The organism is Yoonia sp. D2-7 (genome assembly GCF_055809435.1).
On record NZ_CM147912.1, the window covers coordinates 1,206,157 to 1,231,431 of the forward strand.

The following is a 25,275-nucleotide window of genomic DNA, read 5'->3' on the forward strand; positions in this document are numbered from 1 at the left end:
ATCGGGCGGTTCAACGGCTGATCAGACATTGCCGCCAGTGGCGGGGTGTGGCATCACCAACCTTGACATATTTCAAGAGAAGAGTGTTCCCCGTGGTAGACTACAGCAACCGCCGCACGATGATGGTCGACACACAAGTCCGCCCATCAGACGTCACAAAGTTCCCAATCATCGACGCGATGTTGTCCGTTCCGCGCGAGGTTTACGTGCCAGATCAACTGCGCGAAGCAGCCTACATGGGCGAACATGTTGTGCTAAGCGCCGATCGGGTTGTGTTGGAACCACGGACATTCGCGAAGATGCTGGAAGTACTTGATGTCCAGCCAGACCACACAGTGTTGGATCTGGGTTGCGGTCTTGGGTATTCCACAGCGGTTCTGGCGCGATTAGCAGATTTTGTTGCTGGCGTTGAAGACGATGAAGATCTGGCGAACGAAGCTCAGTCCATTTTGTCAGAAAACGGTGTCGACAACGCAGCCGTGATGGCCGGTGACCTGACAAAAGGTGCAGCTAAATCTGGCCCTTACGATATCATCATCGCGCAAGGTGCTGTCGAAGAAATTCCTGCAACGATCCTTGACCAATTGCGCGACGGTGGGCGAATTGCGGCCATCTTTGCTGAAGGGTCGCTTGGCGTTGTGCGGGTCGGTTACAAGTCAAACGGTGTTGTAAGTTGGCGCTTCGCCTTTAATGCGACGGCGCCGACACTATCTGGTTTTAAGAAGGCCGCCGCGTTCAGCTTGTGAACCGCGTTCGGTCCGATCTTCGGCGAGCGCAGAAAGCGCAAAGGGAGCGATCTTAATGAAGAATTTTGCGGTACAATTGAAAACCATTGCTGCTGTTTGCTTTGTTGCATTTGCCCCTGCGGCTTCTGCCGAAACGCTTGCTGACGCATTGACGCATGCCTACGATCATTCTGGACTGCTTGAACAGAACAGGGCGCTTTTGCGTGCGGCAGACGAAGACGTCGCACAGGCTGTTGCGTCACTTATGCCGGTGATCAACTGGTCCGCGACGGCATCGTCGTCCGCACCACGGGCACCCGGTGCCGATCTGATTTCCGCAAACGCAAGTATTTCTGCAAGTTTGACGATCTACGATTCCGGCGCGACGCAATTTGCAATTGATGCGCAAAAGGAACTCGTTCTGGGGACACGTCAGTCGTTGGTTGGTGTCGAACAGCAGGTGCTTTTGCGCGCAGTCGAAGCCTACATGAACGTACGTCGCGACAGCGAGTTCTTGGCATTGCGGCAAAACAACGTGCGCGTCATCACGCAAGAATTCCGTGCAGCCCAAGACCGTTTCGAAGTCGGCGAAGTGACCCGCACCGATGTATCACTCGCCGAAGCACGATTGGCAGCGGCGCGCAGCTTGTTGGCATCCGCGCAAGGCAGTCTTGCCCAGTCGCAAGAAGAATTCCGCGCAGCCGTAGGGCGCGCACCGGGCCAACTTCAACCGGTATCGCCTGCACCTGCGTCCCGCAGCGTTGCAGAAGCAAAAGCCTACGCCGTCCGCAACCACCCGACGATGCGTGAAGCCCAGCATGGCGTATCCGCCGCTGAATTGAATATCCGGCGCGCCGAAGCCGCGAACAACCCGACTGTCAGTTTAAGTGCGCAAGTTGGCGTCGATGACGAAATCAATTTTGGCCGCCAAGTCGGCGTAACTGTCTCTGGTCCGATTTACCAGGGTGGTCGGCTGTCTAGTCAGGTCCGTCAGTTCATGGCGCGCCGTGACGCTGCCCGTGCTGGACTGCATGTGACCCGTCATGGGCTAGAGCAACAGGTTGGTAACGCTTATTCTTTCCTCGAAGTCGCGCGTGCGTCACGTCAAGCATCCGAAGAACAGATTCGTGCATCGACCGTTGCATTCCGCGGTGTCCGTGAAGAAGCGACATTGGGCGCACGGACGACTTTGGATGTTCTAAACGCTGAGCAGGAATTGCTGAACGCGCGTGCAAACCAAATCTCTGCGCAAGCCGATGAAGTGATTGCATCTTACACGTTGTTGTCTGCGACGGGCCTTTTGACTGCCGAACACCTGCGCTTGCCTGTGCAGCAGTATGACCCTGCCGCATACTACAATCTGGTCAAGGATGCGCCGACGTCGACATCTGATCAAGGCGCTGCATTGGATCGTGTTTTGCGGGCCATCGGCGATTAACGCCGAGTTGATCCAACATGTTGTTTGATCGGGCCTGAGTGGTTACACTGTGGCTGAGGCGAAAACAGGAACTTTCAATGTCCGATCCGGTCAGCAATCACGATATCGAGGATGTACTTTCCTCCATCCGCAGGCTTGTTGCGCAAGGCAATCAAGAGATTAAGCCGGAAATAGTTGAAAAACCGCTGCGTTCAGTCGAATCCGAACCGATTGATCGGTTGGTTTTGACCCCGGCATTCCGCGTACCTGACACGGTTACCGATTCGCCAGAATCCGACGTTTTGAAGATGCCGCCCGATTTCACACCGCAGGACGACACACAGAACGACAAAACCGTGCCGGGTTTAAGCACGCTAGATTTTCCGACAACACTCCAGCCAAGCATGCACGCTGAAGACACCGTCGACCGCGCAAGTTTGGAAGCAACAATTGCCGAACTCGAAGCCGCCGTCACCGAAGCCGAAGACGAATGGGAACCCGACGGAAGCGAAACGCTGATGGAAAGCAGCGTGACATCAGCGTTTCTGCACAAGCTGGACGCGCGACAGTCCAAATCGCCAGAGGACACCGTCACGGATGCAGTTACCGATCACATCGCAGACACGATCGCTGATGAAGTGGCGCAAGGGCTAGCCGATCAAGCGGAGCCGGTTGAACTGACTGTTGATGTCGATGCCGTTGATGATGTGGCCGTTGCGGAGGACGATGTGACTTTTAGTCATACGCGTTTTGACGAAGTCTACGATCCGGTCGCAGAAGCGACAGCAGATGCTGCCGAAAAAGAACCTGGTGATGTGTTCGGGGATGAATTGGCCCCAGACGTTGACCCAACTTTTGGTGCGGTCGCGACGCCAGCAAATGGTCAGTTGGTTGATCCTGACGCATTACGCGCGTTGGTCGGTGAAATGATCCGCGAAGAACTGCAGGGCGAAATGGGCGAACGCATCACGCGCAATGTGCGCAAACTGGTGCGTCGTGAAATCAACCGCGTGATTACAGAACAAGACGTCTGATCAGACTTCAGCAGCGCAGCTCAGAATCGTATCGACATCCATGTGTGTCTCGAGATGATCGGCAAGCGCGTCTAACGTGCGCTCAACGCTGTCTTCGTAGCCATACGTTGCAGGCGCTGCACCCAAAGTGGTTAAGAATGCGGTGCGAAACGCATCTGCGCTGAACAATCCGTGCAGATAACACCCCTGAATGCGCCCGTCGGCGCTGGCCGCACCTTCGCGACGGCCCGCAACGTCAAGCCATGCGTTGTCGGTATCCGGACCATCAGTGACACCGATGTGGATTTCGTAACCTTGCAGCGTCGATCCTGTGTCCAAATGCGTTGCGGTCACTTCGGTTAATCGTTTGTCATCTTGCATCGTTGTGACGACATTCAACAGTCCAAGACCTGCAACACGGCTTGGCGGGCCTTCGATCCCCTCGTCATCGATGATTTCAGTGCCAAGCATCTGATAACCGCCACAAATCCCCAAAACAAGTCCACCGCGTCTGACGTGCGCCAACAGGTCAATATCCCAGCCCTGCGCCCTGAAATGCGCAAGGTCCGCGATTGTAGATTTTGATCCTGGGATCAGGACCAAATCCGCGTCACCGGGTAAAGGACGGCCCGCTTCCACGATTTCAACGGTCACTTCCGGTGTTGCAGATAGCGGGTCTAGATCGTCAAAATTAGCGATCCGATTGAGTTTTGGCACCGCGATCTTTATCGGGCCGCCTTTACGGGATGCGATGTCCATGACATCTTCGGCCGGTAATCGCCACGCATCTGCGAACCAAGGGATAATGCCGCAGGGTGCCCATCCTGTTTTGTCAGCAATGATGTCCATACCTTCGGAGAACAGAGTCGTTTCACCGCGAAATTTGTTGATCGCAAAGGCTTTGATCAGTGCATTGTCGCCGTCGGGCAAGACCGCATGCGTACCCACCAATTGTGCTATCACGCCACCGCGGTCAATATCACCGATCAGCGCGACAGGGACACCAGCAGCAGCGGCAAAGCCCATGTTCGCGATGTCACCAGTACGGAGATTCACCTCAGCTGGGCTGCCCGCGCCTTCAACAATGATCAGGTCTGCTTGTGTTTTCAAACGATCAAAGCTTTCCAAAACGGCGGGTAGCAAGGTCGCTTTCATCTTGCCATAGTCGCGGGCTTTCATCGTTGTCAGCCTTTTGCCGTGCACAACGACTTGGGCGCCAACTTCAGATTCCGGCTTGAGGAGAACGGGATTCATATCGGTATGTGGTTGAAGCCTACAGGCTCGGGCTTGTAGCGCCTGCGCACGCCCAATTTCACCGCCGTCGCGTGTAACGGCTGCGTTGTTCGACATGTTCTGAGGTTTGAACGGAGCGACGGACAAGCCGCGACGGGTCGCGGAGCGCGCGAGACCCGCAACCAAAATGGATTTGCCAACGTTTGAGCCAGCCCCTTGGATCATGATCGCCTTGGTCATCGCGTCCTCCTGCGCTACGTGTCTAGAAGCACTTGTGGCGCAGGGGAAGAGCATGAACACACCAGCCCATTTGATTTTTGGCCTAACAGCGTTTGGGCGGGTGAATAGACCGGCTGTCACCTGCGCTGCCTTGGCAGGTGCGATCATCCCTGATTTGTCATTGTATCTGATGGCTGGCGCACATCTCATTGTGCTTGGGACCGATCCCCAGATTGTATTTGGTCAACTCTACTATTCGGACGCGTGGCAAAGCATATTCCGGATCGATAATTCGATGATCTTTTGGGGCATCGCGCTGGTGCTCGGGATTATGGCGCGATCACAAGTGGTTATCGCCTTGTGTGGGGCGGCCTTGTTGCACTTGGTTCTCGATTTTGCCTTCCATCACAACGACGGGCGTGCGCATTTTTGGCCCATCTCAAATTGGATATTTGAAAGTCCGCTGAGCTACTGGGACCCAAGTCATTATGGTAATCTCGTTGGTCCGATTGAAGTATTGGCGTCGTTGGCATGCTGCATAGTGCTGTGGCGGCGGTTCGTTGGAAAATGGATGCGCATCTTCATTGTCGCCTTGGCTGGAATGGAAGCACTGCCGGGGATCGTTTTTGCAATTATGTTTGCTACAAACGGATCGCCATGAAAAAACGCCGCCCCGAGCAGAGGACGGCGTTCTGAAAAGTCGGCCTGGCAGGGCCAACATAACTTTTGGTCTGGTCGTTTAAGCGGCGCGTGCTTCTTGCTCGGCTGCGTTGCGACGTTCGCTTTCCTCGCGGGACAGCGCGACAGAGGTGCGGACACCTTTGCCAACAAATTCCATCAAGCCTTCGACCACACGTTCGTTCGGGTCGATGCCAGCGCATGACAACACTTCGCGCCCATCGCGCGAACGTGCCCAGCGGGCGATTTGTTCAGGACCGTTACCATACTTCTTATCGTCCGCGATAGCGTCGTCCAAAGCGGCGAGGACGACTGCAGCAAATAACTTGCGGGCGCGGTTGCCCTGTTCGTTGTTAAAAGCTGTTCCGTCGACAAAATCACGCATCGTGCATCCTTTTGGTTTTTGGTCTTGTAGTTCTCGCGTTCGACTGGTTATGCCCGATTGAATCCGATTCGGGTGGTCTCTTTTGGAATGGCAGCCATGCAATTTCCGCATGGCTGAAACAATCAATTGGGCTTATGTAGTCATCTTGCAAGGGTTCCTTCACCCAGATATAGGGTCCTTCAAGGTTTCATCAACCTTTTGCCGCAATTCTGACACGAAGAGAATCATGCCAAAAATTAACGGAAACGAAATTCGTCCAAGCAACGTATTGGAACATGATGGCGGTCTTTGGGCAGCTGTGAAGGTAGATCACGTAAAACCGGGCAAAGGTGGGGCATTCGCGCAGGTTGAGCTTAAAAACCTACGTGATGGTCGCAAACTGAACGAACGGTTCCGGTCTGCCGATAAAGTAGAACGCGTGCGCTTGGAACAGAAGGATCAACAGTTCCTGTTTGAAGCAGACGATATGCTTACTTTCATGGACAATGAGACCTACGATCAGATTGCACTTCCAGCTGACATCTTGGGCGATCTGCGCCCATTCTTGCAGGACGGCATGATCGTTAAGATCGAATACTATGAGGAAGAAGCGCTGAACGTGACGCTTCCGACCCGTGTCATCTGCAAAGTCGCCGAGACTGAGCCTGTTGTGAAGGGCCAGACCGCCGCGAACAGCTTTAAGCCTGCGACATTGGACAACGGCGTTCGCGTCATGATCCCACCGTTTGTTGGCCAAGACGAAGATATCGTCGTGAGCACGGAAACGATGGAATACGTCGAACGCGCGTAAACGAGCGTTAGAATTAGAAAAGCCGGCCCACTGTGGCTGGCTTTTGTGTGTCTGGTCATCAGATAGGTATTTTAGGCCGACGAAACGGGCGCGGTATCCAGTAGAGTAAGCGTCGCGTTCTGCGTCGCCATGTCCTTTGCGCGGTCGAACCGCAAATAAGCCAAGCCAGTATCACCTGCCACGCTGTGGAGCGTTCCGGCGGGTTTGCCGTTGCTCGTGATTTCATCGCCGGGCCGCGCGGACCCGTCAATTGCGACCTGCGCCAGCCCTTTTTTCAATTTGGTTTTGTGTTTCATGCGGGCCGCGATTTCTTGGCCGACGTAGCATCCCTTTTTGAAATCGATGCCGTTCAGCCGTTCAAACCCCGCCTCAAGAATATAGCTATCCGGCAGCAGTTCGACGCCAGTTTCTGGGACCATGTTTTGAACCCGCAGCGCGGTCCAGTCCGTTTCGTCGTTGACATCCGTGTCGCTGTAGACCCGCCAGCCTAGGTCTGGATGACGTGGATCAGGCAGGGCACCATCTGGTGCAACTGTCGTCCCAGTTGAAACGACCAATGGCGTTTCGGTCAATTGCACATCCGCGCGCAGCCGATACATGTTTAATCGTTGCGACAGTGCTGCCGCATGGCTGGTCGCGACATCAATCAACAGCTCTTCGGCGCGGCCAATGACAAAGAAGTCTGCGATAAATTTGCCTTGGGGGGTCAAGAGAGCGGCGTAAACGATTCCGTTTTGCGCTTTATCGACGTCATTGGTGATCAATCCTTGCAGGAATGACACGCGGTCCGTTCCGGTCACCGAGAAAACTGTGCGGGGCTGGGTCATTTTGTGGCCTGTGATTGCGCAAACTGGAGATTGTATAGATCGGCATAAAGACCGCCACGTTCAAGAAGCGCGTCATGTGTCCCTTGATCCACAACGCGCCCTTGATCCATGACGATAATGCTATCGGCGTTGCGGACGGTTGATAGACGGTGTGCGATGACAAGCGTCGTCCGGCCGACCGATAGCTTTTCGAGCGCGGCTTGCACAACGGCCTCTGATTTCGTGTCGAGCGCGCTTGTCGCTTCATCAAGCAACAGAATTGGCGTGTCGCGCAATAGCGCACGGGCAATTGCGACGCGTTGGCGTTGTCCGCCTGACAGGTTCGACCCACGCGGTCCTGCTGCACTGTTTAGCCCATCAGGCAGTTTCGCAAGGAAATCGCTGACGTGTGCGGCATCTAAAACCTGCTTCAGGTCCTGATCTGATAGGTCGGTGCGTCCTAGCAAAATGTTGTCGCGCAGACTTTCATCAAAGAGTGCCGCGTCCTGCGCCACAACCGAAAACAGGCTGCGCAGATCGGACAGGGATAGGTCTGCCGCAGGGGTGTCGCCAATGGTGACGGTGCCGTCTTTGGGATCGACGAGCCGCGTGAGCACGTTGAAGATTGTGCTTTTGCCCGCACCCGACGCCCCGACAAGGGCGGTTGTTTTGCCTGCTTCGGCTCTAAACGTGGTGCCGCGCAGAACCGGAAGATCGCCGTAATCAAGGGTAACGTCGGAAAAGGAAATCGCAGGCGCACCCGTCGGCACGGGCCGCGGTGACGCAGGTGACGTTAGGGTTGGCGTTACGTTCAGAATGGCTTGGATGCGGTCAATAGATGCGGCAGCGGCCTGCCACTGGCCGCTCATCGCGCCAAGGCGGCGCAGCGGTTCAAAGGTCAGCGACATCGCGGTGAAGAACGACATGAACTGGCCAACCGTTTTTTCGCCTGCAATGATCTCGGAGCCGCCGAAAACCAAAACGCCCAAGAAACCGATGCCAGTCATGATGTCGATCAATGCCGGCACCGCTGCCTTGCCTGTGGCTGATTTGACCTCTGCTGACACGCGATCTTTTTGCAGGGCAGCATATTGGTTCGACTGATAGCTCTCGAGTGCGTTGAGCTTGATCGGGTTAATCCCGTGAAACACTTCGTCCAGACGGGTGGACATACGCCCCGCTAATTCGCGGGCGACACCTGTTCTTTTACGCACGTACGCTTGGGCGGCAAAGGACGGCAAAACCAAGAACGGAATGCCGACCAAGGCGATCAAGGTCCATTGCCAATCAACAGAGATTGCGACGCCGAACAGCGCAACAAGCGCAATCAGATCTCGTCCCAATCCTGTCGCGATACCCGCCCAGATTTGGTTCACGGCAGTCACATCACCCTGAACACGTTCAATCAACTGGCCGGGAGGGTTTGACTGGTGGTAACTGCTGTCCAAGTCCATCACGTGGCGCAGCAAATGGTTGCGCATTTCTGCTGCAGATAGCTGGGTTAGTTTCGTCATCAGAATTTTTTGTCCAGTGCCGCTGATCGCGCGGACAAAAAAGATGATCATGATGCCAATGCCGACCCACCACAATGTGCTGGCTTTGCCTTCAACAAACACATCGTCGAACATGGGCTGGATCATCCAGCTCAGGAACCCAAGCATCGATCCTTCGATCGCCATCAAGGCCAACGCCCCAATAAATAGGGCCTTATGCGGGCGGAGGTAGTCGCGCCAAAGCCAGGCGAACAATCGGGATGCTGATGTTTCGGACACTGGGGAATTCCTGTAGTTGCCCAACTGATCTAAGCCGGAAGTGGGGACGGGGCAAGGCAAGCGCTTGACCTCTTTGATGATGGGCGTAGGGTTCGCGCATTACTGTCTCACCGCGAAAGTGTTCTCATGTCTCTTGCAAATGGCCGCGCCTATCTGGCGATCCCTGGTCCTTCTGTCATGCCTGATGCTGTGCTTCAGGCCATGCATCGGGCGTCACCGAATATTTACGAAGGTGAATTGCACGATCTGACTTATTCGCTTTTCCCCGACCTGAAATCTATCGCGGGCACTGCCCATAACGTTGCCATCTACATTGGCAACGGTCACGCCGCATGGGAGGCGGCGCTCGCCAATGTTCTCAATCGCGGCGATACAGTGCTGGTGCTTGCGACCGGGCGGTTCTGCGTAGGCTGGGGCGAAATGGCGACCGGTCTGGACGTCAACGTTCAAACCATCGACTATGGAGACAAAGACCCCGTCGATCTTGACCAATTAGCCACAACGCTACGGGCGGACACGGATCACAAGATCAAGGCGGTTCTGGCCGTGCATGTGGATACTTCGACTAGTGTGAAGAACGAAGTGCCGGGGATGCGGCGTGTATTGGACGAGGTCGAACATCCTGCACTGCTGATGGTGGATTGCATCGCTTCATTCGGGTGCGATCGTTTCGAGATGGATGCTTGGGGCGTGGACGTGATGGTAACGGCTTGCCAAAAGGGGCTGATGACGCCTGCAGGCATTTCGTTTGTCTATTTCAACGAAAAGGCTAATGCGGCACGGGGCGATTGTGTCACGGGGTATTGGGATTGGCGGCCGCGCATTAATCCCGAAGTCTATTATATGAACTTCTATGGGACAGCGCCAACGCATCACCTTTACGGGCTGCGGGCTGCGCTTGATATGATCCTCGCTGAAGGGATCGAGGCCGTTTGGGCACGCCATGCAACTTTGGCTCAAGCCGTCTGGGCGGCTTTCGACGCGTGGTCGGTGCCGGGGGGGATCGGTCTGAACATTGCCGATCCGGATCATAGATCCCATGCAGTTACGTCGTGTTTTGCGGAATCTCCTGACGGGGACCGTTTGCAAAATTGGTGCGAACACCAAGCGGGTTTGACGCTGGGCATCGGTTTGGGGCGTACGCCTGCGGATGCCTATTTCCGGATTGGGCATATGGGGCACGTGAATGCACATATGATCATGGGTGTACTGGGTACTATCGATGCGGGTCTAAAGGCGCTTGATATCCCGCATGGCGATGGCGCCTTATCAGCTGCCGCGACCGTGATTGCAAAAGCTACTCGCGGCGGGGCGTGAAACGGGACAGGCCTTTGTCACAGACATAGGCCGACCCGATCGCCCAAAGAAACCCGAACACAATGCTGATCGTCCACAGCATGATAAACACGAGCACCCCGAAACTGACGAGAAAAGCGCTCGTGAAGTCTTGAACGCGTCCGGGGGGCTGGTGCTGGCTCATGCTGGGAATGCAGTTTCCGCAGCTTGTAGTGCCGCGGGCAGCGCTCGAGCAAAGGCCAGCATGTCAACCGTCGGGCCGCAGCTGACACGGATGCAGCGGTTTTGAGGTGCAACAAAAGGCATACGAACAAAGATATCGCGCGCGGACAACGCTTCAAGTAACGCTTTCGCGAACTCGCCGTCGCGCCCGCAATCTATCGTAACAAAATTGGTTGCTGATTCCAACGGAATAAGACCGTTATCCAGTGCGGCCGCGGCGATTGCTGCCCGCGAATCTGCGACCATTTCACGTACCGAAGCGATGTAGTCCTGATCCTGTATCGCGGCCAAAGCACCTGCTTGCGCGATGCGGGACATTCCGAAATGATTGCGGACCCTGTTGAAGGCGTCAATCACGGCAGGATGCCCGATAGCATAGCCGACCCGGGCACCAGCCATGCCGTAAGCCTTTGAAAATGTGCGCATCCGGATGACGCGAGGGTCGTCTGGGTCAATTTCGGCAAAAGCGGTTTCAGGAGCCAGTTCTATGTATGCTTCATCCAAGACCAGCAATGTACCGTCCGGTACGGAACTGACCATGCGTTTGATGGTCTTCGCGTCGTGGCAGCTGCCCATCGGATTGTCAGGGTTTGAGATATAGACCAGTTTTGCGTTCACTTCGGCAGCCTTGACGATCAAGCGTTCCGGGTCTTCGAAATCACCGGTGTAAGGAATTGTGTGCAATTCACCGCCGAAACCTGCGACATGGTAGTTGAACGTCGGATACGCGCCAGCAGAGGTGACAACTGGATCACCTTTGTCGACGTAAAGCCGCACGACGAGGCCAAGCAGCGTGTCGATACCTTCACCAACCATGATATGTTTCGGATCCACATCGTGGTGGGCTGCAATCGCTTCGCGCAGATCGTGATTTTCAGGATCGGCGTACATCCACGCCTCTGACGCGGCCTGCTTCATCGCGTCAATCGCGTTGGGCGACGGGCCAAACCCACTTTCGTTTGCCCCCAGACGGGCGACAAATTTTGCACCGCGTGCACGTTCCTGTGCTTCGGGCCCGACGAACGGAACGGTTGCGGGCAGGCTTGCGGCGAGGGCGGTAAGGCGAGGATCATGTGTCATACCAATAGTTACGCGTGCAGGGACGCCCCTTGCAATCGTCTTTTTCATGATTACATGAGAATGGTTCGCAACTATTTAAGAGGTTCGCAGATGAAGCTAAGTAGACGTGGATTTTTGGCAAGCGCCGGTGCGGCGACGGTCATCCGTGCGGTGCCAGTTGTTCAAACAACAGGTGGGCGCCGGATTTTGACGCTAGTCTATGACAAAACGCTCGGGATGATGCGCGCCGTGGAACGGGTCGTCTATTAATACGGTTTTGTCGCCAGAGGCATCTTTTCAGGATGCCCCGGCGGGAGTTTTTTGGCTCAGAAAATCAGCCTAGTTCTTGGAGCCGCGCGATTGCCGCGTTCAGCTGTGCTTCTTCGTCTTCGCGCAGGCGTAGGTTTTCGCGGGTTTCCGCGATCACCTCTTCAGGAGCGGATTCCACGAATTTCGGATTCTTAAGGCGTCCACGCAGGCCGCCCAGTTCTTTCCCCAATTTTCCTAGCGATTTTTCCAAACGCGCGATTTCAGATGGCACGTCGATCAACCCTTCCAGCGGAATGCCGAAGGTGCCGCCGTCCATTGGGATCGTGACGCAACCTTTCGGGAAATCCGTGACCGCTTCAAGGCTTTCGATCCGCGCGAGCCGTTGGATCAACACCTGATTGTTGTCCCATGCGGACTGACCTTTGGCGTCCAGTCCTTGCACCAACAGCGGTACTTTTGCCCCCGCAGGGACGTGAACTTGGGCGCGGTTGGACCGCACGGTTTCAATCAGGTTGATCACCCAGTTCATTTCGCGATCGGCGTCAGCATCAACCAGATCAGCCGCCGTGTAGGTCGGCCAGTCGGCGTGGACCAACATTTTGGCGCGGCTGTCGGCGAGGCCCCACAGTTCTTCGGTGATGAACGGTTTGATTGGGTGCAGCAGGATCAAGCATTGGTCGAGAACCCAGCGTAGGGTTTTCTGTGTTTCCTCTTTCGCGGCTGCGTCGTCGCCCTGTAGGATCGGTTTAGAGAATTCCAGATACCAGTCGCAGACCTTGCCCCATGTGAATGCATAAAGTGCATTGGCCGCGTCGTTGAACCGGTAGTCCGTCAACGCTTGGTCCACGGTTTCGCGCACCTTCGCCGTCTCGCCGATGATCCATTTGTTGAGCGTCTGGGACGCCTCCGGCATCGGTGCATCGCCGGGGTTCGGAATCTCGTAATGTTCGGCAAAGCTGAACGCGTTCCAAAGTTTGGTACCGAAGTTGCGATAGCCTTTGATCCGGTCCTCGGACAGTTTCAGCACGCCGCCAATCGCCGCCATCTGCGCCATGGTAAAGCGCAGGGCGTCGGCCCCGAATTCATCGACAACCACCAGCGGGTCCACGACGTTGCCTTTGGTCTTCGACATCTTCTCGCCCTTCTCGTCGCGGACGAGTTGGTGGAGGTAGACGGTGTGGAACGGGTTTTCGCCCTCAACCGCTTGCGACATCATCATCATGCGTGCGACCCAGAAGAACAGGATGTCTTGGCCGGTAACGAGAACATCGCCGGGGAAGTATTTCGCCAGTTCGTCGGTCTGTTCCGGCCAACCAAGCGTGCCGAATGGCCACAGGCCGGAAGAGAACCAAGTGTCGAGGACGTCGGGGTCGCGGTATAATACGACTTCATCGCCATCGGAGATATCGTCTTCGTCCGTCGACACGCGCACCGGTAAGTCGTAGTGCGCAGCTGCCATTGTGACGATTTCGGCTTCAGTTGCGGCACAGAAAACCTTGTTGTTGCCGGGTTCGTAGGACGCGTCGATCCGAACTACACCAGCATCGTCAATCGCACCGGTCGCAGTTGCTGGACCATACCAAACCGGAATTTGATGCCCCCACCACAATTGCCGCGAGATGCACCATGGCTCGATGTTTTCAAGCCAGTGGTAAAACACTTTCTCGCCGCTTTCCGGCATAATCGTCACGTCGCCGTTTTTCACCGCGTCCAAGGCAGGCCCGACGATTTTGTCGGTGTCCACGAACCATTGGTCGGTCAGGGCAGGTTCGATCACGACCTTTGATCTGTCGCCGAACGGCTGCATGATCTTTTTGGCTTCGACCAGTGGGACCAGTTCGTCTGCGTCTGTCCGTGCCTCGCCGCCTTCTTCAGGGGCGAGTGGGGCTTTGACCGCAGCCTTTCCGAGCCGCGCATCAGTGGCGACGGTCATGATCGCCAGCCCTTCGGCGGTGATGTCGGCCACGACCTTCTTGCGCGCCTCGAACCGATCAAGGCCGCGGTATTCTTCGGGCACGAGGTTCATCGCGGCGATTTTCGCTTCGCCAAAGGTTTCTTCACCATTCGCGATGGCCTGCGCGGTCGCGGCTTCTTCGGCGTAGGGGCGTCCGTCTGCGCGCATCGCCCCTTTGGTATCCATGAGGGAATACATCGGGATGCCGCCGCGTTTGGCGACTTGGTAATCGTTGAAGTCATGCGCGCCGGTGATTTTAACCGCACCAGAGCCGAAGTCTTTGTCCGGGTATTCATCCGTGATGATTGGGATTAGACGGCGCTGCGCCTTGGGACCCACAGGAATTTCGCAAAGCATCCCGACGATAGGGGCGTAACGTTCGTCGGACGGGTGCACCGCAACCGCACCGTCGCCGAGCATGGTTTCGGGGCGTGTTGTGGCGATAGAGATGTAATCGCGCTCTTCCTCCAGCGTGACATTGCCGTCTTCGTCTTTTTCGACGTATGTATAGGTCGCACCGCCCGCGAGCGGGTATTTGAAGTGCCACATGTGGCCGTCAACTTCGATGTTCTCAACCTCAAGATCGGAAATCGCCGTTTCAAAATGTGGATCCCAGTTCACAAGGCGTTTGCCGCGATAGATCAGACCGTCTTCGTACATTTTGACGAAAACCTTGATCACGGCGTCGTGGAAGTTGCCTTCTTCACCTTCGGGGGCGTTCGGCGCACCGGACATTGTAAAGGCGTTACGTGACCAATCACAGGACGCGCCGAGGCGTTTCAACTGCTCAATAATCGTGCCGCCAGATTCCGCTTTCCATTCCCAGACTTTATCCAAGAATGCGTCGCGCCCCATTTCAGCGCGCTTTGGCATGCCATCCGCAGCGAGTTTTTTCTCGACCATCAGCTGGGTGGCGATGCCTGCGTGGTCTTGGCCGGGCTGCCAGAGCGTGTCGTAACCCTGCATGCGTTTCCAACGGATCAGAATATCTTGCAGCGTGTTGTTGAAGGCGTGACCGACGTGCAGGACACCTGTGACGTTGGGCGGTGGGATCATGATGGTGAATGTTTCATCGCGGGACTTGTTGGCCCCAGCTTTGAATGCGCCAGATGCTTCCCACGCCGCGTAGATGCGGGCTTCTGCGGATTTCGCGTCGAATGTCTTGTCCATCGCCATAATCGGTGTCCTTTTATCCTAGGCACGTCTTATCCAAAGGGGCGATGGGCGAAAAGGGCTAATGCCCAGGTTATCAACGGTTCCTTCGGGCTTGCGCGGGATTGATTGAACACACTGGCATTGTGGCTTGGTCCGGCCTAGGTCATCATGCGGGAAGCCATTCGAAGGATGATCAAACATGGAAAAATTCGGTCGCAGCCAATCGGTGAAACGAGTCGAAGATCTGCGGTTCTTGACGGGACATGGCAGATACGTTGAAGACATCGCACCTGCGGGCGCGCTTCATGCGTTTTTCCTGCGGTCATATGCTGCCCATGCTGATATTTCCGAGCTTGATGTTGCGGATGCACGTGCGCTTGAGGGCGTCGCACTTGTTCTGACGGCTGAAGATCTCGAAACCGCGGGCGTGAAGCTGTCGATGAAGCCATCGATCATCAAGAACATTGATGGCACCAAGGCTGCTGATCCCGCACGTCCGTTGTTGGCAAAAGGGCGCGTGCGTCATGTGGGCGAAGCAATTGCGGTTGTGATTGCAGACACTGTCGAGACCGCGAAAGATGCGGCCGAGATGATCGGTCTGGTGCTGGACGATCTTGATGTTCACCTCGACCTTGCGACTGGTGGGGCCGAAATTCATCCGGAAGCCCCGCAGAACCTGTCATTTACTTATGGAAATGGCGCAGAGGCGGAAACCAAAGCGGCAATAAAGGCTGCAGCACATGTTGTGACCGTCGATGTCCCCGACAACCGCGTCATTGCTGCGTCGATGGAACCACGCGGCTGCTTTGCCGAGATTACCGACGGGCGGTTGCATGTTGCTGTGAACGGCCAAGGCGTGTGGGGGCCGAAGTCTGATTTGGCCTATCATCTTGGTCTGGATAAGACGGACATCCGCGTCACGAACCCCGACACCGGCGGTGGTTTTGGGATGAAGGCCATGATGTATCCCGAGACGATTGTGGTGGCGCATGCGGCACGCCTTTTGGGGAAACCCGTGCGGTGGATGTCGGAGCGGACAGAGGCGATGCTGACCGACAACGCAGGCCGCGATCTGACGACAACGGCGACACTGGCCTTGGATGCGGATTACAAGATTACGGGTTATCACCTTGATAGCGTTTGTAATCTGGGGGCCTATAACTCTGGCTATGCACAATTTATTCAGACGGATCTGTTTTCCAAAGTCCTGATGGGGACCTATGACGTGCAAGCAGCCTACATGCGCACCATCGGGGTATATACGAACACGACGCCTGTTGATGCCTATCGCGGCGCTGGGCGGCCCGAAGCGATTTTTGTGCTGGAACGTGTCATGGACGAAGCGGCGCGGCAGCTTGGTATTGATGCGTGGGATTTGCGGCGCAAGAACTTCATTGCGCCTGATCAATTTCCGTACACGACGGCGACGGGCGTGACCTATGACGTGGGCGAATTCGCAAACCTGCTGACGCGGGCAGGGGATGAGGCAGACGTTGCCGGATTCGCGGGGCGCAAGGCCACATCAGCAGCGCAAGGCAAACTGCGTGGTCACGGGCTTTGTTATTACATCGAGAGCATCCTTGGGGCGCCAACCGAAACGGCGCGTGTTGATTTCGCGGAAGATGGTGCGCTGATCTTCGTAGGCACACAGTCAAACGGGCAGGGGCACGAAACTGTCTTTGCACAGTTCCTTGCGGACCAAACGGGCATACCTGCGGATCAAGTGCGCGTGATCCAAGGTGATAGTGATCTTATTCCAACGGGTGGCGGGACAGGCGGATCGCGGTCTGTGACGGTTCAAAACACGGCGACGCTGGCAACTGTCGAGAAAATCACGACGGCTTTCGCTACGTTTCTTTCAGATACGGAAGGCGTTCCCGCGACTGAAATCAGTTTTGATGACGAACGGTTCCGCATTCCCGGGTCGAACCTGACGCCTACAATGCTGGATGTGGCGGACATGGCCCGTGACGCGGGACGTGACGATCTTTTGTCCCACACTGCGACAATTACCTTGGAAAACCGGAGCTTTCCGAACGGGGCGCATGTCGCGGAAGTGGAAATTGATCCGGACACTGGTGTGCTCGAGGTGACAAACTACAGCGTCGTTGATGACTTTGGTAACCTTATCAACCCTATGCTGGTGGCGGGTCAGGTGCACGGCGGTGTTGCGCAGGGTATCGGACAGGCCGTTACCGAACGGGTCGTCTTTGATGACTACGGTCAACTGCTCACGGCAAGTTTTATGGATTATGGCATGCCACGGGCCGATGATGTTCCTATGATTAAATTTGCGACCCAAGGCACACCGTCAAAATATAACCCCATGGGCATGAAAGGCTGTGGGGAAGCGGGCACAGTCGGTGCGTTGGCCGCAGTGACTAATGCGGTTGTCGATGCGTTGTGGGATCAAGGTGTGCGGGACGCGACGATGCCGTTCACTCCGCACCGGATTTGGACGATGTTGCAGAAGGCGAAGGAAAATAGTGCAGCTGCGTGATTGGATATTTGGGTTATTTGGTGCGCGGGCGCAGACGGCTGAAGGACAGCCGCGTCATCGCGGGCAAGCGACCCATGTGATCATTCTAGATGGGACCGCTTCATCGCTGAAAGACGGCTGCGAAACCCACGCTGGGATGACTTACAAGTTGCTGAACGAAGTGGGGCATCAGGCAAACCTGACGGTCCATTACGAGGCCGGAATCCAGTGGCGCGATTGGCGCGGCACATGGGACGTCATGACGGGCAAAGGGATCAACAAGCAAATCGAGCGGGCATATGGTGTGCTTGCGTCCCGATATCGGCTTGGCGACAAAATCGTCCTGATTGGATATTCACGTGGCGCTTATGCGGTGCGGTCCCTTGCGGGTGTGATCGAAATTGTAGGCCTCGTGAAAAACGACTTCGCAACAGTCCGGACCATTCGGACGGCATATCGCCACTATCGAACCGGCGGACGCAGTAAATTTGCGGAACGGTTCCGGGCAGAGCATTGCCATCCCCGTACAGAGACCAGCATCGAGGCAGTCGCCGTTTGGGATACGGTCAAAGCGCTGGGCATGCGGGTTCCGATTATCTGGCGCTGGATGAATCCGGCTCAACCGTTTCACAACCACACGCTCGGGCCACAAGTTCGCAATGGGTTCCATGCCCTTGCGCTTGATGAAACGCGCGAAGCTTACGCACCGGTGCTTTGGACGTCACCGACAGGCTGGACAGGCAACATGGAACAGGTTTGGTTTCGTGGTGCACATAGCGACATCGGTGGTCAGATTGGGATCTTCCCACCAGCACGACCACTGGCGAACATTCCATTGGTCTGGATGTTGAAACGACTGGAAATGTGCGGTGTTCCGTTGCCTTCGGATTGGGGCGCGCGGTTTGAAACGGATGTAAACGCGCCGTCCTTTGGATCTTGGCGCGGTTGGGGCAAAGTGTTTTGGGGGCGCAGGCGGCGATTGGTCGGCATGGACCCATCCGAACGCCTACACGTCACTGTTGATCCGGCACGGTATCGCAAAGTGTTCGTTCGGGATTTTCAGCAAACGCAGCCGGAACGGGCTAGTCCGCAATCTTCATAATCAGACATGTGGTTGATCCAGTTGCGTAGAGTTTTCCGTCTTGGGTACCGCGAATTTCGCCGCTCGCCACGCCGGTCGTCCGGCCCGCATGATCAATCGTGCCGATAGCAATGATTTCCGTGCCTAGTGGAATGTTGCGCGTCAAATTTACCTTGTATTCCAATGTCGTATAGATCGACCCTTTTGGAACTTTGGTCATGACGGCGCAAGCCATACAGCTGTCGAGCAGGGTTCCGTACCAACCGCCATGGACAGTCCCCATCGGGTTTGTGTGATCAAATTCGGGTGTACCACGAAACACAACTTTGCCCTCTTCGACACTATCCAAGGAATAGTTCAGGACCGCAGAAATTGGCGGTCGGGCGACGGTCCCTGCGATGACACCTTGCATGAATTCTAAACCTGACATTGCCAACGTTTCATCATGTGTCGGCAAATCATCTGGCGTTGTGGCTGTGAACATGCGGCGTCCCCTTTGGTGGTTCTGCCGCAACTTGTCGGGTCAGGCCACGTTTTGCAATTGCGCTTTCGGGGTGACGCCAAGAGCATGGCAGACGTCACGCGTCAATTCGGGGCGGTTCAACGTGTAAAAATGCAAATCTTCGACGCCACCCGTCAACAAATCATCACAAAGCTCGGTCGCTAAGGCCGTGGCCAACAAGTCTGCGGTGCCGTCGCGTGTCGCGTTTGCAAAACCGTCGCTGACGACCTGTGGAATGGATGTACCGCAGCGTCGCGCGAATTTCTCGGCACCTGACCAGTTTTCGATTGGCAAGATACCCGGAATGATCGGCGCATCTATGCCCGCTTTTACACAAGCATCGCGGAACCGGAAAAATGTTTCGGCTTCGAAAAAGAACTGTGTGATCGCTGACGTCGCACCAGCGTCGAATTTGCGTTTTAAGAACGCAATATCAGCAGCTTGATCACGTGCTTCGGGATGCTTCTCCGGGTAGGCGCCGACACGGATGTTGAACTGACCCGTTTCAGCAAGCCCGGCGATTAGGTCAATGGATGAGCCATATCCTTCCGGATGCGGCGTGAATTTTTCAGCCCCTTGAGGCGCGTCGCCCCGCAGGGCCACAATATCGGTCACACCGTTGTCGGCATAGGATTGCGCGATTTCCAGCGTCTCTGCCTTCGTTGCATCTACGCATGTCAAATGGGCGGCAACATTCATGCCGCTCGTTTTGTGGATCGTGGTGACGGCATCGTGGGTCAGTTGACGTGTCGTGCCGCCAGCCCCGTAAGTGACTGAAACAAATGTAGGATCAAGCGGGGCCAGCGTGTTGACGCAGTCCCAAAGCCGGAAAGAACCGGCAAGTGATTTAGGCGGAAAGAACTCGAAAGATACATTTGGCAAAGTCATGAGACGGATCCTCTTGGGTTAATCGCTTGTCTCATTTTGCGGTACATGAGACAATTTCATAACTTTCACCAAGATGATGAGTTGTACTCACAATGCATATCGAGTTCCGCCACCTGCGCACGATCAAAGCCATTCACGATTCCGGTGGTCTCGCGCGCGCTGCCGATCAGCTCAACATTACGCAGTCTGCCTTATCGCATCAGATCAAAGGAATCGAAGATCAAGCTGGGGTGGAGCTGTTCGTGCGGCGCTCAAAGCCACTAAAGCTGTCAGCCGCAGGCATGCGTTTGCTTGTGGCAGCTGAAAACATATTACCGCAAGTCGCCGCGTTGGAGTTGGAATTCGAAGGGCTGATCGCGGGCAAATCTGGACGTCTTCATATCGCGATTGAATGTCATGCCTGCTTTGAATGGCTGTTTCCTGTTTTGGAAGAGTTCCGCAAGGCGTGGCCTGACGTTGATGTCGATATCAGACCGGGGCTTGCGTTTGACGCGTTGCCTGCGTTGCGAAAAGAAGAAGTGGATTTGGTTGTTTCTTCTGATCCCGAAGATTTACCAGGCACAGACTTTACGCCGCTTTTTGACTACGAACCGGTCTTCGTGGCTGCGTCCAATCATCCCCTAGCACAAAAGAATTTCGTAGAAGCATCTGATTTCGCGGGGGAAACGTTGATTACCTATCCAGTGGACCGCGAACGTTTGGATGTTTTTAGTCAACTGCTTATTCCCAATGGTGTTGAGCCAAAAGCGATCAGGCAGGTCGAATTGACGGCCGTCATTTTGCTGTTGGTTGCTTCAAATAGAGGGGTCGCAGTTCTGCCAGACTGGGTTGTGCGGCAAGTCCGTTACAATTCCGATTATGTCACATTGCCGCTGACAAAGAATGGTGTGACGCGGCGCCTGTATGCGGCGACGCGGACGGAAGAAACAAGTCTGCCGTTCATGTCGCATTTGATCCGTCTAGCACGACAAGAAGCGGTTAAATTGCAGCGCAATTAAGCTGCGTCACTCGACCCTTCCGCAGATTTTTGGGTGTTAGTGAAAGGAACGCCAAGGGTGTGCTGCCGCCATAGCGCATTGCGCGCCTCCTTGCTGGGCATCGCTGGACTGTAGTAAAACCCTTGGCACACAGAACACCCCATTTCGCGTAGCAGCGTTCTTTGCGTTTCGGTTTCAACGCCTTCCGCAATAACCTTGACGCCCAACCCCTTACCAATTCCAAGAAACCCTGCGACAAGTACTTCCGCGGCTTTGTCATGACCCAGTCCGCGCACAAATCCGGTATCAAGCTTCAATTCGTCAAATTCGAGTTCGCGTAAATGTTTGAACGACGCGAATCCTGTTCCAAAATCGTCGAGCGAAATGCGGATTCCTGCTTGTCGAAATGCGGCGATGGATTCTTGGATGAGGTTTCCGGACCTCGTAATAAAAACGTCCTCGGTGACCTCAAAAGTTAATTTTGCACGCGCACGTGGAAATTTTTCGATAAGGTCCATGACAGCCGCTCTACCAGATAGCGTTGCAAGCGTGACTTCTGGTAAATTGACAGATACTTCGCCGGGATCGAAACCCTGCTCTAGCCAGTCTTCAATTTGCTGCAAGACCAGACCTGTCGTGCGCATCAGAAAATCAGTTTGAAGCCCTAGTTCATTGATATATGGTAAAAATTTTCCGGGGAGAAGAAGGCCGCGTGTTGGATGACGCCAACGGGACAACGCTTCGAAACCTTCAATGAAGCCGGTATCCAGATTGATCTTGGGCTGGTAATACGGGGCAATGTTTTGTTTTTGCATCGCACGCAGGATGGTGACGCGGTCATCCAACGATGCACGCACAGGAAAGCTGTCCCTATCATAAACAAAAGCCACCTGTCCGGGATCGCCTTTGGCCTTGTACATCGCTTGATCGGCGCCAGAAGCAATGCCTGCCAAACTGTCTTGCGTCGACGTGGTAAGCGCAACGCCGACGCTTGCGCCGACTTCCAGGCGTTTGTGGTCCACGATGATCGGTTGCTTTATGAGCGTTGCAATTTCGTTGGCGAGCCGCAACGCTTGGGCGGCGTTGCGAACCCCTGAAATGGCGGTCGCAAATTCGTCTCCGCCCAATCTCGCGACGACCCCGCTGTTACCGACAAACTTGGTTAACCGTTCTGCAACCGTCACCAAAACAGCGTCACCTGCTTTGTGGCTGTAGCTATCGTTGATCGGTTTGAACCCATCCAAATCGATCAGAAAATAACCTAACTGGTTGCGGTCACGATTGCTGCGCCTTGGCAACAACGCTGTTGCGGCTTCTTCGAATGCGCGTCTGTTCATGAGGCCGGTCAAGTGGTCATGCCGTGTGAGAAATTCCAACTCTGACAGGCGTTTGTCAGCGTCTTTGCGCGCTTCTGCCAACTTCACCAGCGTGTCCTTTTGCGCGGACATCGTTTGCAGCGTATTGCCAGCATAGACTAAAAGCATCGCGGTCGCCGCGCACCATTCTAGCAATGTCGACGCGATAGACGGGGCCATATAGGCTTGCCAAAACATGATCGCTGTCATGGCAAATGCGGGGATCATCAAGCTCCAATTGAAGAATGGCAGCGCTGCATATGAGTTCGAAATATGAACATGAATTCCGAATACCCAGAGTAAACTCGCGACCAACAATGCGTCGGATCCATGCCCAGCGAGAACGACCGCAGGAACAAGCATGGGCCAAAGCGTCAGCCAATTGACCGCCCAGATCGCGAGACAAATGCCAAAGGGCAGCGGCGGTCCGGTTAACGAAACGCGGCGATTTACGATTCGCCCCAATAGTTCCGAACAGACGATCACGGCAGACCAGAATACCGCAGCCCTTTGATCACCAAATAACCAGCAGACGGTCATGATCATCATCGCCGCGAAAAGCCGTTTCAGCGCGTCACGATTGTTTACATGCACAGCGACACGGGTTTGGTAAGAAAAATGGTCAACAAGTGATAAAGACATTGGTGTCCCGCGCTATTTCTGCCGAATACACCACGCAGCTCTCAATTTTGCGTTAAGCCGTCCCCAACAAAATCGACCTCTGCTCTTGTTCCGAAAAGCGTTGCAGCCTATAGCCCCGTTTCATCCTGCAATCGGAGGCCCCCATGTCAGGCAGTGCGAATCTCAACGTGATGATGAAAACGGCGCGCAAGGTGGGCCGGACGTTGCTGAAAGACTTTACCGAAGTTGAACAGCTTCAGGTCAGCACCAAGGGGCCGGGTGACTTTGTCACGCGCGCGGACAAACAGGCTGAAGAGACTATTCGTGAAGACCTGATGGAAGCCCGTCCAAGTTACGGCTTTCTGGGTGAGGAAGGGTCCAGCATCGAAGGCGAAGATCCGACGCGCCGTTGGATCGTTGACCCGCTGGATGGGACAACCAATTTCCTTCACGGTTTGCCGCATTGGGCCGTTTCCATTGCGTTGGAACACAAAGGTCAAATCGTTGCTGGCGTCATCTATGATCCTGTGAAGGACGAAATGTTCTATGCCGAAAAAGGGCAGGGTGCATTCATGAATGAAAGCCGGATGCGGGTATCCGCACGTCACCGGATGAACGAATGCCTTTTCTCTACGGGTCTGCCATTCGCCGGGCGCGCCGATTTGCCAGAAACGTTGCAAGACCTTGCGCGTATTTTGCCCGCAACCGCTGGTGTACGCCGGTTTGGTGCGGCGTCTCTTGATCTCGCTTATGTTGCGGCTGGTCGTTACGATGGGTTCTGGGAACGGCGCCTAAAGGTTTGGGATATTGCCGCTGGCATTATCATCGTCAAAGAAGCTGGCGGTCTGCTGGAACCAATGGACCCTGAAGGCGACGAACTGAACGACGGCGCGTTGATCGCAGCAAACGAAGCTGTTTTCTCGACTTTCGCAAAAGTCGTTCGCAACGGTTAATCAGCGTCGTTTGACGACCGGAATAGTCGATTTCTGAAAACGATACTGGGCGTCGGGATGTGGCGGATGACCATCTGTTGCGTCCCAATATCCTGCTGCACCGCGTTTCAGCCACATCGGTAGGGTCAGCACGAACCCGATGATAAACCCGCCTGCATGTGCCCAGTAAGCGACCCCGCCGCCATTTGGATCGGCCCCAACGCCGCCGACCAGCTGTAGCAGGAACCAAAGCCCAAGCATGATCCATGACGGCACCGGGAATATCTTGAAGAACACAATCAGGATCAGCAAAATATCGACTTTGGCCTTCGGGAACATCAACAGATAGCCGCCCATCACGCCTGCAATCGCGCCAGATGCGCCAACAGTGGCGACCTGTGACGTTGGCCCCGATGCGTATTGCGCCAGATCAGCGCCGACACCGGACAATAGATAGAAGGCAAGGAATGGGATCGGTCCCATTTCTTCTTCCATGTTGTCGCCAAAAATCCAAAGAAACAGCATATTCCCAGCAAGGTGCATAAAGCCCGCATGCATAAAGATCGACGTCACTAACGATGGATAGTTTTCGCCTGCGTTAATCCGTGCAGGGATCATCGCGTAATCATAGTAGAAACGATTCAAGGTCGCATCGTCCGTCAACGCCACAAGGCCATACAGATAGACGATCACGTTGATCGCGATAAGGGCGTAGGTCACGTAAGGTGTGGATTCAGACGGGTTGTGATCGCGAATTGGAAACATGTGCCGACGTTCGGCGAATGGGGCAGCAAGGTCAAGCGCGGCATTGTGACTTGACGGATTTGGTCAGCGCAACAGATCATAAGGTATGAAATGGATCATCTTTTGCAGCCTCTTGGCCACGCCCGCGTTTGCTGAAACCTGCCCTGCCGTGGCAGATCATTCAGTGCGGCAAGCGGAAATTATTGCTTCCCTACAGGCGCTTCCGGACGGAATCGGCGCGCGACCGTTAACGCAGGAGTTGTGGAATCTGTGGACCGACGCACCTGATGCGCGCGCCCAAGAATTGCTGGATCGTGGGATGCGTCAACGGGAAGGGTACGACTTTCTAGGATCGCGCGACACGCTGGACCAGTTGATTGAATACTGCCCTGATTACGCTGAGGGCTATAACCAACGCGCATTTTCAAGCTTTCTACGGCAAGATTTTGACGCGGCTTTGTACGATCTGGACGCAGCTTTAGCGATCATGCCGGCACATATCGCGGCTTTGTCTGGCAAAGCGCTGACGCTGATGGGCATGGGCCGCGTAGAAGAAGCACAGGTGATTTTGCGAGAGGCACTGGCGCTGAATCCGTGGCTTGCCGAACGCAGTCTTATTGTTGAACCAGATGGCGAGGAAATCTAGCGCACGACCCTTGCCCCTGCGCAAATGACCGCATAGACAAAAGCCATTCAAGCACG

At 55.2% G+C, this 25,275-nt stretch carries 23 protein-coding genes; 12 read left to right on the forward strand and 11 right to left on the reverse strand.

The window, feature by feature from the left end; translation table 11 throughout:
• Positions 1 to 92 precede the first annotated feature (92 nt).
• The 3 genes from AC0L7R_RS05830 to AC0L7R_RS05840 all read left to right on the forward strand — a co-directional run bounded on the left by AC0L7R_RS05830 (position 93) and on the right by AC0L7R_RS05840 (position 3,176).
• A complete protein-coding gene (locus tag AC0L7R_RS05830) occupies positions 93 to 746 on the forward strand; it encodes a methyltransferase domain-containing protein (protein ID WP_473659512.1) in 654 nt (217 codons plus the stop codon).
• 55 nt (positions 747 to 801) lie between these two features.
• Entirely contained in the window at positions 802 to 2,163 is a 1,362-nt protein-coding gene (locus tag AC0L7R_RS05835) for a TolC family outer membrane protein (RefSeq protein WP_247129064.1), read from the forward strand.
• Between the two features lie 77 nt (positions 2,164 to 2,240).
• A complete protein-coding gene (locus AC0L7R_RS05840) occupies positions 2,241 to 3,176 on the forward strand; it encodes a hypothetical protein (RefSeq protein WP_473659514.1) in 936 nt (311 codons plus the stop codon).
• Here the strand turns inward: AC0L7R_RS05840 and AC0L7R_RS05845 are convergent, their stop codons facing one another.
• A complete protein-coding gene (locus AC0L7R_RS05845) occupies positions 3,177 to 4,628 on the reverse strand; it encodes a cobyric acid synthase (RefSeq protein ID WP_473659516.1) in 1,452 nt (483 codons plus the stop codon).
• Between the two features lie 52 nt (positions 4,629 to 4,680).
• Between AC0L7R_RS05845 and AC0L7R_RS05850 the strand changes: the two genes are divergently transcribed.
• Positions 4,681 to 5,268 (forward strand): cobalamin biosynthesis protein CobQ, encoded by a 588-nt coding sequence (locus AC0L7R_RS05850; protein WP_473659517.1) that lies wholly within the window; start codon positions 4,681 to 4,683, stop codon positions 5,266 to 5,268.
• 78 nt (positions 5,269 to 5,346) lie between these two features.
• Here the strand turns inward: AC0L7R_RS05850 and AC0L7R_RS05855 are convergent, their stop codons facing one another.
• Positions 5,347 to 5,670, reverse strand: coding sequence for a DUF6280 family protein (locus AC0L7R_RS05855; protein WP_045998630.1), 324 nt, complete (start codon positions 5,668 to 5,670; stop codon positions 5,347 to 5,349).
• Between the two features lie 226 nt (positions 5,671 to 5,896).
• On the opposite strand from AC0L7R_RS05855, the gene efp reads away from it, so the two are divergent.
• Entirely contained in the window at positions 5,897 to 6,460 is a 564-nt protein-coding gene (gene efp / locus AC0L7R_RS05860) for an elongation factor P (protein WP_247129060.1), read from the forward strand.
• A gap of 71 nt (positions 6,461 to 6,531) precedes the next feature.
• Here the strand turns inward: efp and ygfZ are convergent, their stop codons facing one another.
• Together ygfZ and AC0L7R_RS05870 are read right to left on the reverse strand one after the other, a co-directional pair.
• On the reverse strand, positions 6,532 to 7,287 hold the full coding sequence (gene ygfZ, locus AC0L7R_RS05865) for a CAF17-like 4Fe-4S cluster assembly/insertion protein YgfZ (RefSeq protein WP_473659520.1): 756 nt from the start codon (positions 7,285 to 7,287) through the stop codon (positions 6,532 to 6,534).
• Complete coding sequence (locus AC0L7R_RS05870) at positions 7,284 to 9,038, reverse strand: ABC transporter transmembrane domain-containing protein (RefSeq protein ID WP_473659522.1); 1,755 nt, start codon at positions 9,036 to 9,038, stop codon at positions 7,284 to 7,286. The genes ygfZ and AC0L7R_RS05870 overlap by 4 nt, the downstream gene beginning before the upstream one ends.
• Before the next feature lie 126 nt (positions 9,039 to 9,164).
• Between AC0L7R_RS05870 and AC0L7R_RS05875 the strand changes: the two genes are divergently transcribed.
• A complete protein-coding gene (locus AC0L7R_RS05875) occupies positions 9,165 to 10,355 on the forward strand; it encodes an aminotransferase class V-fold PLP-dependent enzyme (RefSeq protein ID WP_473659524.1) in 1,191 nt (396 codons plus the stop codon).
• Here the strand turns inward: AC0L7R_RS05875 and AC0L7R_RS05880 are convergent.
• Both AC0L7R_RS05880 and AC0L7R_RS05885 read right to left on the reverse strand, forming a co-directional pair.
• On the reverse strand, positions 10,336 to 10,518 hold the full coding sequence (locus AC0L7R_RS05880; protein WP_473659525.1) for a hypothetical protein: 183 nt from the start codon (positions 10,516 to 10,518) through the stop codon (positions 10,336 to 10,338). The genes AC0L7R_RS05875 and AC0L7R_RS05880 overlap by 20 nt on opposite strands.
• Positions 10,515 to 11,636, reverse strand: a complete 1,122-nt coding sequence (locus AC0L7R_RS05885; protein ID WP_473659527.1) for a pyridoxal phosphate-dependent aminotransferase — start codon at positions 11,634 to 11,636, stop codon at positions 10,515 to 10,517. Before AC0L7R_RS05885 ends, AC0L7R_RS05880 begins: the two co-directional genes overlap by 4 nt.
• Before the next feature lie 90 nt (positions 11,637 to 11,726).
• On the opposite strand from AC0L7R_RS05885, the gene AC0L7R_RS05890 reads away from it, so the two are divergent.
• Positions 11,727 to 11,885, forward strand: coding sequence for a Tat pathway signal protein (locus AC0L7R_RS05890; RefSeq protein ID WP_473659529.1), 159 nt, complete (start codon positions 11,727 to 11,729; stop codon positions 11,883 to 11,885).
• Between the two features lie 64 nt (positions 11,886 to 11,949).
• Here AC0L7R_RS05890 and AC0L7R_RS05895 read toward each other — a convergent pair whose 3' ends face one another.
• Positions 11,950 to 15,015: a valine--tRNA ligase gene (locus AC0L7R_RS05895; protein ID WP_473659531.1), complete on the reverse strand. Its 3,066-nt coding sequence runs from the start codon at positions 15,013 to 15,015 to the stop codon at positions 11,950 to 11,952.
• A gap of 178 nt (positions 15,016 to 15,193) precedes the next feature.
• On the opposite strand from AC0L7R_RS05895, the gene AC0L7R_RS05900 reads away from it, so the two are divergent.
• On the forward strand, positions 15,194 to 17,494 hold the full coding sequence (locus AC0L7R_RS05900) for a molybdopterin cofactor-binding domain-containing protein (protein ID WP_473659533.1): 2,301 nt from the start codon (positions 15,194 to 15,196) through the stop codon (positions 17,492 to 17,494).
• Positions 17,481 to 18,575, forward strand: coding sequence for a DUF2235 domain-containing protein (locus AC0L7R_RS05905; protein WP_473659535.1), 1,095 nt, complete (start codon positions 17,481 to 17,483; stop codon positions 18,573 to 18,575). The genes AC0L7R_RS05900 and AC0L7R_RS05905 overlap by 14 nt, the downstream gene beginning before the upstream one ends.
• Here AC0L7R_RS05905 and AC0L7R_RS05910 read toward each other — a convergent pair.
• Both AC0L7R_RS05910 and metF read right to left on the reverse strand, forming a co-directional pair.
• Positions 18,556 to 19,038 (reverse strand): hotdog fold thioesterase, encoded by a 483-nt coding sequence (locus AC0L7R_RS05910; RefSeq protein WP_473659537.1) that lies wholly within the window; start codon positions 19,036 to 19,038, stop codon positions 18,556 to 18,558. The genes AC0L7R_RS05905 and AC0L7R_RS05910 overlap by 20 nt on opposite strands.
• Positions 19,039 to 19,077: 39 nt before the next feature.
• Positions 19,078 to 19,944 carry a methylenetetrahydrofolate reductase [NAD(P)H] gene (gene metF / locus AC0L7R_RS05915; protein WP_348108891.1) on the reverse strand — a complete coding sequence of 289 codons (867 nt, stop codon included), beginning with the start codon at positions 19,942 to 19,944 and terminating at the stop codon, positions 19,078 to 19,080.
• 92 nt (positions 19,945 to 20,036) lie between these two features.
• Here metF and AC0L7R_RS05920 point away from each other — a divergent pair, with 92 nt between their 5' ends.
• Complete coding sequence (locus tag AC0L7R_RS05920) at positions 20,037 to 20,942, forward strand: LysR substrate-binding domain-containing protein (protein ID WP_473659540.1); 906 nt, start codon at positions 20,037 to 20,039, stop codon at positions 20,940 to 20,942.
• On the opposite strand, the gene AC0L7R_RS05925 is transcribed toward AC0L7R_RS05920, so the two are convergent.
• Entirely contained in the window at positions 20,939 to 22,918 is a 1,980-nt protein-coding gene (locus tag AC0L7R_RS05925) for an EAL domain-containing protein (protein WP_473659542.1), read from the reverse strand. The genes AC0L7R_RS05920 and AC0L7R_RS05925 overlap by 4 nt on opposite strands.
• A 143-nt stretch (positions 22,919 to 23,061) precedes the next feature.
• Between AC0L7R_RS05925 and AC0L7R_RS05930 the strand changes: the two genes are divergently transcribed.
• Positions 23,062 to 23,850 carry an inositol monophosphatase family protein gene (locus AC0L7R_RS05930; RefSeq protein WP_348108888.1) on the forward strand — a complete coding sequence of 263 codons (789 nt, stop codon included), beginning with the start codon at positions 23,062 to 23,064 and terminating at the stop codon, positions 23,848 to 23,850.
• On the opposite strand, the gene AC0L7R_RS05935 is transcribed toward AC0L7R_RS05930, so the two are convergent.
• Positions 23,851 to 24,594: a rhomboid family intramembrane serine protease gene (locus tag AC0L7R_RS05935; protein WP_473659544.1), complete on the reverse strand. Its 744-nt coding sequence runs from the start codon at positions 24,592 to 24,594 to the stop codon at positions 23,851 to 23,853.
• An 85-nt stretch (positions 24,595 to 24,679) separates the two neighbouring features.
• Here AC0L7R_RS05935 and AC0L7R_RS05940 point away from each other — a divergent pair, with 85 nt between their 5' ends.
• Positions 24,680 to 25,219 (forward strand): tetratricopeptide repeat protein, encoded by a 540-nt coding sequence (locus AC0L7R_RS05940; RefSeq protein WP_473659546.1) that lies wholly within the window; start codon positions 24,680 to 24,682, stop codon positions 25,217 to 25,219.
• Positions 25,220 to 25,275 lie beyond the last annotated feature (56 nt).

What these genes read in the sequence shown, in the direction of transcription:
- AC0L7R_RS05935 (WP_473659544.1), bottom strand. Translation starts at nt 24,594, where the DNA reads ATGTTTCCAATTCGCGATCACAACCCGTCTGAATCCACACCTTACGTG.
- AC0L7R_RS05910 (WP_473659537.1), bottom strand. Translation starts at nt 19,038, where the DNA reads ATGTTCACAGCCACAACGCCAGATGATTTGCCGACACATGATGAAACG.
- AC0L7R_RS05895 (WP_473659531.1), bottom strand. Translation starts at nt 15,015, where the DNA reads ATGGCGATGGACAAGACATTCGACGCGAAATCCGCAGAAGCCCGCATC.
- AC0L7R_RS05845 (WP_473659516.1), bottom strand. Translation starts at nt 4,628, where the DNA reads ATGACCAAGGCGATCATGATCCAAGGGGCTGGCTCAAACGTTGGCAAA.
- AC0L7R_RS05925 (WP_473659542.1), bottom strand. Translation starts at nt 22,918, where the DNA reads ATGTCTTTATCACTTGTTGACCATTTTTCTTACCAAACCCGTGTCGCT.
- AC0L7R_RS05835 (WP_247129064.1), top strand. Translation starts at nt 802, where the DNA reads ATGAAGAATTTTGCGGTACAATTGAAAACCATTGCTGCTGTTTGCTTT.
- AC0L7R_RS05855 (WP_045998630.1), bottom strand. Translation starts at nt 5,670, where the DNA reads ATGCGTGATTTTGTCGACGGAACAGCTTTTAACAACGAACAGGGCAAC.
- AC0L7R_RS05850 (WP_473659517.1), top strand. Translation starts at nt 4,681, where the DNA reads ATGAACACACCAGCCCATTTGATTTTTGGCCTAACAGCGTTTGGGCGG.
- AC0L7R_RS05930 (WP_348108888.1), top strand. Translation starts at nt 23,062, where the DNA reads ATGTCAGGCAGTGCGAATCTCAACGTGATGATGAAAACGGCGCGCAAG.
- metF (WP_348108891.1), bottom strand. Translation starts at nt 19,944, where the DNA reads ATGACTTTGCCAAATGTATCTTTCGAGTTCTTTCCGCCTAAATCACTT.
- AC0L7R_RS05920 (WP_473659540.1), top strand. Translation starts at nt 20,037, where the DNA reads ATGCATATCGAGTTCCGCCACCTGCGCACGATCAAAGCCATTCACGAT.
- efp (WP_247129060.1), top strand. Translation starts at nt 5,897, where the DNA reads ATGCCAAAAATTAACGGAAACGAAATTCGTCCAAGCAACGTATTGGAA.
- AC0L7R_RS05900 (WP_473659533.1), top strand. Translation starts at nt 15,194, where the DNA reads ATGGAAAAATTCGGTCGCAGCCAATCGGTGAAACGAGTCGAAGATCTG.
- AC0L7R_RS05890 (WP_473659529.1), top strand. Translation starts at nt 11,727, where the DNA reads ATGAAGCTAAGTAGACGTGGATTTTTGGCAAGCGCCGGTGCGGCGACG.
- ygfZ (WP_473659520.1), bottom strand. Translation starts at nt 7,287, where the DNA reads ATGACCCAGCCCCGCACAGTTTTCTCGGTGACCGGAACGGACCGCGTG.
- AC0L7R_RS05840 (WP_473659514.1), top strand. Translation starts at nt 2,241, where the DNA reads ATGTCCGATCCGGTCAGCAATCACGATATCGAGGATGTACTTTCCTCC.
- AC0L7R_RS05875 (WP_473659524.1), top strand. Translation starts at nt 9,165, where the DNA reads ATGTCTCTTGCAAATGGCCGCGCCTATCTGGCGATCCCTGGTCCTTCT.
- AC0L7R_RS05880 (WP_473659525.1), bottom strand. Translation starts at nt 10,518, where the DNA reads ATGAGCCAGCACCAGCCCCCCGGACGCGTTCAAGACTTCACGAGCGCT.
- AC0L7R_RS05940 (WP_473659546.1), top strand. Translation starts at nt 24,680, where the DNA reads ATGAAATGGATCATCTTTTGCAGCCTCTTGGCCACGCCCGCGTTTGCT.
- AC0L7R_RS05885 (WP_473659527.1), bottom strand. Translation starts at nt 11,636, where the DNA reads ATGACACATGATCCTCGCCTTACCGCCCTCGCCGCAAGCCTGCCCGCA.